This is a genomic window from Cupriavidus sp. 05N40, from assembly GCF_056397305.1.
In genome coordinates this window covers 1-3,322 of record NZ_JBFTND010000379.1, presented here as the reverse complement: position 1 = coordinate 3,322, position 3,322 = coordinate 1, and the positions used below count along the sequence as shown (strand labels likewise).

Genomic DNA, 3,322 nt, shown 5'->3' with positions numbered 1-3,322 from the left:
GTGATCCGCCTGCCGGATGCTGCCGGCCTGCCGCGCTGGCAGATCGCCTTGCCGGCCGAACAGGCGCCGCAGATGCAGGCCGCGCTGTCGGCCACCCTGCAGCCGGCGGATGCTGCCGTGTGGGACTGGCTGGACGTGCAGTCGGGCGTGCCGCGCATCGCCGCCGCCACGCAGGAACAGTTCGTCCCGCAGATGATCAACCTGGAACTGGTGGGCGGCGTCAGCTTCCGCAAGGGCTGCTACCCCGGCCAGGAGATCGTCGCGCGCAGCCAGTACCGCGGCACGCTCAAGCGCCGCATGTGGCTGATCCACGGCGAAGGCGAAGTGCCGGCCGCGGCCACCGAGATCTTCCGCCCCGAAGACCCCGGCCAGCCCTGCGGCATGGTGGTGAATGCAGCCGCCGCGCCGCAAGGCGGCTGGGACGGACTCGCCGAGCTGAAGATCGATGCCGCCGGCGGGGCCTTGCACCTGGGCAGCGCCACGGGCAGCCCGGTGCGGCCGGGCGAGTTGCCCTACGCGGTACCATTCGGCGAAGCGGCCTGAGCATCCGCCGGCGCGAGCGAGAGGCAGTCATGAGCGATCACCTTTACGTCTATTTCCGGGTGCCGGAAACCCTGGCCGAGCAAGCGCTGCCGCACTGGCACCGCTGGATGGAGACCGTTGCCGAGGCGGGCGGAATTGGTGGTACGCTCTTACGCAGGCCCGAGACGCGCGACGGCATGCAGACCTGGATGGAAGCCTATGCCGACGTGCCGCCCGCCTTCGACATCCTGCTCGACGGGCTGTGGCGGCAGAGCGGCCTGCAGCGCTTCGTCAGCGGCGAGCGGCAGGTCGAGCGGTTTGTCGACCTGGACCAGCTCTGAGCCGGCCTCGCCGCGCGGCGCAGCGCAAACCGGATACGCAGTGGACGTGCGGCGCACCTGCAGCGCGCGCGCCATGGATATTGTGATCGCAGTGAATGCAGCAAATGCAGTAAAGGAAGCACTATGTGCCTGATTCTGGTGGCCTGGCAATCCCACCCCGACTATGCCCTGGTGGTGGCCGGCAACCGCGACGAGTTCTACGCCCGCCCCGCGGCGCCGGTGCACTGGTGGGAAGATGCCCCGCAGGTGCTGGCGGGTCGCGACCTGGCTGAGGTGATCGGCGAGCCGGGCACGTGGATGGGGCTGGCCGGCGACGGCCGTTTCGCGGCCCTGACCAACTACCGCGCGCCGTCCGAGAAGCGCACCGAGGCCCGCTCGCGCGGCGAACTGGTGGCCGGATTCCTGCGCGGCGAGGACGATCCCCATAGCTACCTGTCCGGGCTGAAGCCGCGCGCCGGCGCGTACAACGGCTTCAACCTGCTGGCGAGCGACCTGCGCGAGCTCTGGTGGTACAGCAACCGCGGCACGGCGCCCTATCCGCAACGGYTGAAGGCGGGCCTGTACGGCTTGTCCAACGCCTTGCTGGACACCCCCTGGCCCAAGGTGGTCAGCCGAGTCGGCGCGCTGGCGGAAACGCTGGCGGCCGATACCGGCCAGATCGGCGCCAGCGCCGATCCCTACTTCGACCTGCTGGCCGACACGCGCCAGGCGCTGGATTTCGAACTCCCCCGTACCGGGGTGACGCCGGAATGGGAAAAGGTGCTCTCGTCGGCGTTTATCCGCTCGCCCAGCTACGGCACGCGCGCCAGCACTGTGCTGCGGGTGCGCCACGACGGCCGCTTCGAGCTCAACGAACGTAGCTTCGATGCCAGCGGCCGCACTGGCGAAGTCTCTTACCGCGGCCACCTGCGCGTGGCGCGCGACGCGGGCCAGGTACCCGCGCCCTGAGACGCGAGCGCCGGCCTGCGGCGCCACTCCCTGCCTGCCGGCCGGCGCCGGAACCCTCAGTACTGCCGCGCCTGCAGTGCCAGCGGCCGCAGCGCAGCGTCGAGCGCGCGGATCGCGCCGGGGTCGTTGCGCACGGCCAGCAGCCACGCATCGTCGAAGCCCCCGATCTCCAGCAGTTGCATGCCGTGCGGCGCCAGCTCGCGGTTGACATGGCTCAGGTAGAGGGCCGCGGGCTCCATATCGAAATCATTGTCGTCGCCACCGAGCGGAATGCCGTCTTCGTCGTAGAGATCGTCGACATCGATGGCGCGCACGCCGGCAGCGCGCAGCACCGCGAGCGCGGCCACGACCTGGGCGCCATGCGTGCTGAACTCGCGCCAGTCCACCTGCGCCAGRCAATGTCCCGCCAGCCAGGGATGGAGCCAGGCTGACAACAGGGCCTCGCCGGCCGGCGGATCGCCGACTGGCGCCGCGGCGGATTCGAGGGCGGGAATGGCATCGGCGAGGGCCTGGAGCAGGCGGGAACGGTTCTCTGGCATGGCGTGGACGGAAGCGGGCGCCACCGCAAGGCGGGCGGCAAGAAATCAAAGACCGCGATGATACCGCCCCGCGCGCCGCCGCTTCGTAGCTGGTACCAGGTACTAGGCGCCAGCAACGGCCGCTGGCGCGGACGGCGCGCGGGCACCGACCATCCAGCAGGCAGCGGTAAAGCGGACTTCGGCGCCATGCACATAAGGCGCGAAGGCGGCGCGGACGGTTTCGATGACCTGCGTGCGGGTGCGTTGGTCCGCCTCTTGCAGGATCAGGCCAACGGGACCGAGCCGGGTCAGGTAGCCGACCAGCTCGTTCTCGGGCAGGGTGCAGGCCACATCGATCGGACGGACATCGATCCCGGCCCAGCCGCTCTGCGCCAGGATGGCGCAGATCCGGTGCTGGTCGGCGAAGGCGAACTGTCCCGGCGCGCCCGGCCGGCGGGCGGGAAGGTTCGGCAAAAGCGGTGCCGCGGCGCGCTCGGCCGTCGTCATGAACGGATTCTCCGCGGCGCTCCGCCAGGCGACGAACCGCAGCCCGGCGTCGTCCCGCGCGGCTCGCCGCAGGTTGGCAAAGGCCCGGACCGCGTCATCGAAGAACATGACGCCGAAGCGCGAAATGATCATGTCGAAGCTTGCCGGCTCGAAGGCGTGGACCTGCGCGTTGGCGCAGATGAAGCTTGCCGGCATGCCTTCCCGTGCGGCGCGGGCCCGCGCGGCGGCGATCATCGGCTGCGAAATGTCGATGCCGGTGCAGCGGGCCGTTGCGCCGCGCAGCCGCGCAACGGCGAGCGTCGTGCTGCCCGTGCCGCAGCCCACGTCGAGCACCCGGCCTGCGGTTCCGGCCGAGGCGGCTTCTTCGACGAGCAGGTCTTCGAACGGCCTGAACATAGCGTCCAGCGATGCCTGCGCCTCGACCCAGGCGCGCCCGGCGTGACCGTTCCAGAGCCTTCCCTGCTCATCATCAGCCTGCTGCATGAC

General features: G+C 70.4%; 5 protein-coding genes. 3 read left to right on the top strand and 2 right to left on the bottom strand.

Features of this window, described 5'->3' with window-relative positions; genetic code table 11:
- From ygfZ to AC1DO7_RS40420, 3 genes are all read left to right on the top strand, one after another.
- Positions 1 to 543 (top strand): CAF17-like 4Fe-4S cluster assembly/insertion protein YgfZ (gene ygfZ, locus AC1DO7_RS40430; protein ID WP_477117502.1); only part of this gene is annotated, 543 nt, incomplete at its 5' end.
- Positions 544 to 572: 29 nt separating this feature from the next.
- On the top strand, positions 573 to 863 hold the full coding sequence (locus AC1DO7_RS40425; RefSeq protein WP_441615541.1) for a DUF4936 family protein: 291 nt from the start codon (positions 573 to 575) through the stop codon (positions 861 to 863).
- A gap of 123 nt (positions 864 to 986) precedes the next feature.
- On the top strand, positions 987 to 1,811 hold the full coding sequence (locus AC1DO7_RS40420; protein WP_441615539.1) for an NRDE family protein: 825 nt from the start codon (positions 987 to 989) through the stop codon (positions 1,809 to 1,811).
- A gap of 56 nt (positions 1,812 to 1,867) precedes the next feature.
- Here the strand turns inward: AC1DO7_RS40420 and AC1DO7_RS40415 are convergent, their stop codons facing one another.
- Both AC1DO7_RS40415 and AC1DO7_RS40410 read right to left on the bottom strand, forming a co-directional pair.
- Positions 1,868 to 2,350, bottom strand: coding sequence for a hypothetical protein (locus AC1DO7_RS40415; RefSeq protein ID WP_441615537.1), 483 nt, complete (start codon positions 2,348 to 2,350; stop codon positions 1,868 to 1,870).
- A 102-nt stretch (positions 2,351 to 2,452) separates the two neighbouring features.
- On the bottom strand, positions 2,453 to 3,319 hold the full coding sequence (locus AC1DO7_RS40410; RefSeq protein WP_477117503.1) for a class I SAM-dependent methyltransferase: 867 nt from the start codon (positions 3,317 to 3,319) through the stop codon (positions 2,453 to 2,455).
- Between the last annotated feature and the right edge of the window lie 3 nt (positions 3,320 to 3,322).

Bases quoted from the DNA above. Each gene is read 5' to 3' on its own strand.
- AC1DO7_RS40425 (WP_441615541.1), top strand. From the start codon at position 573: ATGAGCGATCACCTTTACGTCTATTTCCGGGTGCCGGAAACCCTGGCC.
- AC1DO7_RS40410 (WP_477117503.1), bottom strand. From the start codon at position 3,319: ATGCAGCAGGCTGATGATGAGCAGGGAAGGCTCTGGAACGGTCACGCC.